General features: G+C 68.4%; 6 protein-coding genes and 1 pseudogene. 5 read left to right on the forward strand and 2 right to left on the reverse strand.

What is annotated here, in order from left to right:
- Positions 1-606: SDR family oxidoreductase (locus V7702_RS16450; RefSeq protein ID WP_335651163.1), on the reverse strand; the 606-nt coding region annotated here is incomplete at its 3' end.
- Between V7702_RS16450 and V7702_RS16455 the strand changes: the two are divergent.
- The 4 genes and pseudogenes from V7702_RS16455 to V7702_RS16470 form a co-directional block, all read left to right on the forward strand.
- Positions 547-1,104 (forward strand): annotated as a pseudogene (locus V7702_RS16455) (J domain-containing protein); the annotation flags it as partial. The gene V7702_RS16450 and the pseudogene V7702_RS16455 sit on opposite strands and share 60 nt — an antisense overlap.
- 108 nt (positions 1,105-1,212) lie before the next feature.
- The gene (locus tag V7702_RS16460; protein ID WP_335651159.1) at positions 1,213-1,548 is read left to right on the forward strand and encodes a PepSY domain-containing protein; all 336 of its coding nucleotides are present in this window, start codon (positions 1,213-1,215) and stop codon (positions 1,546-1,548) included.
- 26 nt (positions 1,549-1,574) lie between these two features.
- Positions 1,575-2,261: a response regulator transcription factor gene (locus V7702_RS16465; RefSeq protein ID WP_335651160.1), complete on the forward strand. Its 687-nt coding sequence runs from the start codon at positions 1,575-1,577 to the stop codon at positions 2,259-2,261.
- Positions 2,262-2,280: 19 nt separating this feature from the next.
- Positions 2,281-3,669, forward strand: a complete 1,389-nt coding sequence (locus V7702_RS16470) for a sensor histidine kinase (RefSeq protein WP_442958429.1) — start codon at positions 2,281-2,283, stop codon at positions 3,667-3,669.
- A 3-nt stretch (positions 3,670-3,672) separates the two neighbouring features.
- Here V7702_RS16470 and V7702_RS16475 read toward each other — a convergent pair whose 3' ends face one another.
- Positions 3,673-4,305 carry an HD domain-containing protein gene (locus V7702_RS16475; RefSeq protein WP_335651161.1) on the reverse strand — a complete coding sequence of 211 codons (633 nt, stop codon included), beginning with the start codon at positions 4,303-4,305 and terminating at the stop codon, positions 3,673-3,675.
- 163 nt (positions 4,306-4,468) lie between these two features.
- Here V7702_RS16475 and V7702_RS16480 point away from each other — a divergent pair.
- Positions 4,469-5,454: hypothetical protein (locus tag V7702_RS16480; RefSeq protein WP_335651162.1), on the forward strand; the 986-nt coding region annotated here is incomplete at its 3' end.

Here is a 5,454-nt window from a genome sequence, read left to right on the forward strand (position 1 = left end):
CCCGGCAGAACTGGCAAGAAACACCGCCGCTGAGGCCATGTCCTCGGGACGTCCGATGCGTTTCGCCGGGATGCCTTTCTCGACCGCGCCTTCATGATCGCGGGCCGCCTTGTTCATCGACGAAGCGAAGGCACCGGGCGCGATGCCGGTCATGATGATATCTTCCTGCACCAATTTCGATGCCATCTTGCGGGTCAGATGAATGACCGCCGCCTTGGATGCCTGATAGCTGTATGTTTCCCAAGGGTTAACCTTCATCCCGTCGATCGACGCGATGTTGATGACTTTCGCCGGACGCTCAAAGCTGGCCGCCGCTTTCAATTGCGGATGCAGTGCCTGAGTCAGGAAAAACAGGCCTTTGACATTGGTATCCATAACCTTGTCCCAGCCCTTTTCCGGGAACGACAGATATTCCTCGCCCCATGCGACGCCAGCGTTGTTGACGAGAATGTCGAGCTTCTCTTCGCGCGACGCGATTTCCGCCGCCAGGGCCTTGCAGCCTTCATAGGTCGAAATATCACCCTGGATATAGGTGCATTTGTCGCCAAATTCGGCGGCGGCGGCTTCGCCCGCGGCGCGGACGTGCGGGCGCGCCTCGATATCGATCTTGAGGAAGCCATCGCCGGCGGCAAGAAGCGCATCGCCTTCTCTGACGGACGCACCATCGACGTGACCATCCCCAAGGGCGCGGCCGAAGGCCAGACCCTGCGCCTGAAGGGGCAGGGTTCGCCGGGCCGGGCCGGGCCGGGCGACGCCTTCATCGAACTGAACATCCGCCCGCACCCGATCTTCCATCTGGAGGGCGACCGCCTGGTGATGGACCTGCCGGTCACCGTCTATGACGCGGTCCTCGGCGGAAAGGTCGAGGCGCCGACGCCGGAGGGTCCGGTGACCCTGACCGTACCGGCCGGCGCCAATTCCGGCGCGATGCTGCGGCTGAAGGGCCGCGGCCTGCCGGATGCGGCGGGGAAGCGCGGCGACCTTCTGGCGCGGCTCGTGGTCACCCTGCCTGAACCGCCGGATGCGGAGCTGATCAAGTTCGCTCAGACCTGGCGGGACAAGCGGCCCTATGCGCCCAAGGCGGCGCCCAAACGCCGTAGCTGACGCCGTAGCTAAAGCCGGGTCTTGCGCGCTAAGGTGAAGCGGGCGCTTGGCGATATCTTACCGCTGCGTTCAGCCACGGTTCAGTCGTCAAGGCCTAGATCGGCGTTCATGAAACACCTCGCCGTCATCGCTGTCCTTCTGGCCGCCGCCGCCCCGGGCGCCGCGCAGGCCCAGTATGGCTCGGACATGCGCTCGTCCTTCGGGGCGGGCCGCGGCGATCAGGACGCCGCCCGCGCCGCAGTGCGGGCCGGCCGCCAGGCGCCGCTGTCGCAGGTTCTGGCCGCCATCGCCCAGCGCACGCCGGGCAGACACCTGAACACCACCCAGGGCGCGCACAACGGGCGCCCTGCCTATTTCGTCCAGTGGCAGACCCCGGACGGCGAAGTGATCATCTTCATCGCCGACGCCGAGTCCGGAACCATCATCGGCCGCCAGGGCGGCTGAAACAGACCTCAAGGGAGGCCGAACCCATGCGCATCCTGCTTGTCGAGGACGACCCCGACCTGTCGCGCCAGCTCAAGGGCGCCCTTGGCGACGCCGGCTACGCCGTCGACCATGCGCCCGATGGCGAGGAGGCCCAGTTCCTGGGTGAGACCGAGCCCTATGACGCCGTGATTCTGGACCTGGGCCTGCCCAAGGTGGACGGCGTCTCGGTGCTCGAGCGCTGGCGCCGCGGCGAGGTGGCCACGCCGGTGTTGATCCTCACCGCCCGGGGCGCCTGGAGCGAAAAGGTGGCCGGTTTCGACGCCGGCGCCGACGACTATCTCACCAAACCCTTCCATACCGAGGAGCTTTTGGCCCGCCTGCGCGCCCTGTTGCGCCGTTCGGCTGGCCATGCAGCGCCGAACCTGACCTGCGGGGGCTTGCGCCTGGATCCTCGGGCGGCCCGGGCCTCGGTCAATGGCGAACCCCTGCGTCTGACGTCGCTGGAGTACCGGCTGCTGCACTATCTGATGATGCACCAGGGCCGGGTGATCAGCCGCACCGAGCTGGTCGAGCACCTCTACGACCAGGACTTCGACCGCGACTCCAACACCATCGAGGTCTTTGTCGGCCGCATCCGCAAGAAGATCGGCGCCGACCGCATCGAGACCGTCCGCGGTCTGGGCTACCGCCTGACCTGTCCGACCGAAGAAACCGAGACGAGCGCCTCTTGAGCGCCATCCGGCCGCGCCCATGATGCTGGACGGCTTTCGCAAGTCGTCCCTGGTCCGCCGCCTGGTCATCCTGGCGGCCGGCTGGAGCCTGACCGTCCTGCTGGTCTCGGCCCTGGTGCTGGCGCTGCTGTTCCAGCAGGCGGCCCTGCGCCGGTTCGACGAGGGGCTGGCCGAGCTGATCGACAACCTGCTGGCCGGCACGACGGTGGACGAGTCCGGCCAGGTCCTGGCCCCGGCGCTCACCGACCTGCGGGCGCTGCGAGCCTATTCCGGCCGCTATTGGCAGGTGGTCGAACCCCTGCCGGACGGCCAGTGGCGGATCATCGTCCGCTCCCGCTCCCTCTGGGACGCCGAGCTCGTGGCGCCGGAGGATCTGGTCGCCCAGCTCGAAGCCAGCCCGGGCCGGCCCGTGATCTACGAGACGCCCGGTCCGATCAGCCAGCCTCTGCGCGCCATGGCCAGCCGGGCGACCCTGCCGGGGCGCGAGGCCCCACTGATCTTCATGGCCGCTGAGGACCGTTCGCCCATCGACCGGGACGTGCGCGGCTTCATCACCGCCACGGCGGTGGCCTTCCTGCTGCTGGGCGCCGGCCTGGTGGGCGCGGTTGTCTTCCAGGTCCGCTTTGGCCTGCGCCCCCTGTTCGCCCTGCGCCGCGAGGTGGCTGAGGTTCGCCGCGGCAAGGCTGAACGGATCGCCGGCCGCTATCCCATCGAACTGGAACCCCTGGCCGAGGAGCTGAACGCCCTGGTCAGCCACAATCAGGACGTGGTCGAGCGTCAGCGTACCCATGTGGGCAATCTGGCCCACGCCCTGAAGACCCCCCTGTCGGTGATGCTGACGGAGTCCCGCCAGACGCCCGGCCCGCTGGGCGAGGTGGTCGAGCATCAGGCCGAGGTCATGCGCCAGCAGGTCGACCACCATCTGCGCCGTGCCCGGGCCGCAGCCCGCACGCCGGGACGGGGCGAGCGCACCGACGTGGCCGACGTGCTGGACGAACTGGCGCGGACCCTGTCGCGCATCTTCCAGGACAAGGGCGTCGAGATCGACTGGGACTGCGATGAAGACCTGTACTTCCAGGGCGAGCGCCAGGACCTGCTGGAGATGGCCGGCAACGCCATGGAGAACGCCGCGCAGTGGAGCCGAGGCAAGGTCCGGGTCCGCGCCGTGGCCAGATCTCCCGAGCGCCTGGGCCTGACCATCGAAGACAACGGACCTGGCCTGCCCGCCGAACGCCGCCCCGAAGTATTGCGGCGAGGCGCCAGGCTGGACGAGAGCGCGCCGGGCTCGGGCCTGGGGCTTTCGATCATCGACGAACTGGCCAGGGCCTATGGCGGCGACCTGCGCCTGGACGACGCCAAGCTGGGCGGCCTGCTGGTGGCCATAGATCTCCCGCGGGCTGAGACCTGACGATCAGCTCAGGGCCGCGATCTCGCGGGAGAGGTTGCTGCGGGCCTGCGCCTCGTAGCGCGCGCGATAGGCGGGATCTGGATAGAGCGGCCGGGCCTCCAGAATGCGCCCCAACACCCCGGCCCGCCCGGGTCGGAAGAAGGCGTCGGGGACGTGGGCGTATTCCTGCCGGATAGCTGCGGCATAGGCGTCATAGGCCTCAGGAGAGCGCCCCAGCACGGCCAGATCGATGGAGACCAGCAGGGCGCCGTCAGGGTCTGCCTCGCCGACCTGATGGCCGGTGGTCAGCTCGATCAGGCGCGCGACCTCTGCGCAGATCGTCTTGGTCTCCCCAAGGGCGGCCAGGTCGCGCCGCGCCAGGGCCGCGCTGGCGGCCTCGTTGTCGCTGCGGGTTGGATCGTAGACCACGTCGTGCCACCAGATGGCGTAGGCCAGGATCAGCCTGCGCTCATCGGCCAAACCTTCGACAGCGGCCAGTTCGGCCAGGCAGTCGGCGATGTGGGTCATGTCGTGATAGCGGCGGTGGGGCTCGGCATAGGCCGCCCGCAGGCGGGCCTTGGTCTCTCCAGGCAGCCCATCGCTGGGGGAGGGCTGGCCGGAGTCCAGCCAGAAGGCGCAGGCCTGGGCGCGGTTCATGGGAAACCTCCTTCAGCGACGCGGCGGCGCAGGTTTTCACAGGCTAGGGGCGACGTCACGCCACAGCCTTTCGTCAGGCCACGGACCGGTAGGGTTAAGGGAAGCCTTAACCGCTCCTGAGGCAGGGTCGCCCCTGCGCCGGCTGATGCATTGAGGGATTTATATGGGCGGATTGCCCGAACAGAAACTTGCGATCCTGCGCCAGATGGTGGAGTCGGCGCCCGACCGGGTGGTCGGCGACCTTCGCGGCGCCCTGTCCGGAGCCAGCGGGGATTCCGGCCTGGTGGATGTGCGCCTGCTGGTGGAGACCGAGGCCCGCGACCGCCAGCTTCGCAACGCCGTGCTCCATCCGATCGTACCGCTCTGTATCGGCGACGGGCGCACCGAGCGCCTGACCTTTCCCGCCCGCGCCCTGGCGCTTGTCTGGCGCGCCCTGCGCGATCAAGCCACCCACGAGGTCGGTCGGGCCGCAGCGCTCCATGAAGAATTCCAGGCCGGGCAGAGCTCGCCCGAGCCCTACGACGTGCTCGCCCGCCGCGCCGCCAAGGGCGTACGGCAGCGGAATCATCCGAAGTTCGCCGCCGCCGCCGACCTCGCCGAGGCCGCGCGTCCGGACGGCGCGCGCCTGCTGGCCGATTGCCTGGACATGATCCCGATCCTGCGCACCGCTGTGGGGCGCCTGCCGGAATGGATCCAGCGGGTGACTGATGAGGACACCGCTGTGGCCCGGATCGCCTACAAGGACACGGTGGATATCTCCGAGGATGCTGGTCCCCGGTTCTTCGAGATGCTCGGCGCCCATCTGCCCCAGTCGTGGATGATCCTGCGGCTCATCTCGGCGATCATGGACCGCCCGCCGGAGACCTATCTGGCCGGCTCGGAACTGGCCGATTTCGGCCTGCGGGTGCTGGATTCCATTGATGCCGGACTGGCTCAGGTCGAGGACTTCGACACCAGCGGCGGTATGGCCGCCGTCCGCTCGGTGGCCGCCGCCATCGACGGCGTGACCGCCCAGATCGCTGAACTGGAAGGCAATATCGAACTGACCCGCCAGGGACCGTGGGGAGGGCGGCTCGTTCGCCAGAAGGCGACCCTGGCCCGCGTGGTCGAGGCCCGTCTGAGGGAGATCGACAAGGCTGTTCGAAAGGT

Origin of the sequence: Phenylobacterium sp. (assembly GCF_036963605.1) — a bacterium.
Classification (GTDB): Bacteria; Pseudomonadota; Alphaproteobacteria; order Caulobacterales; family Caulobacteraceae; genus Phenylobacterium.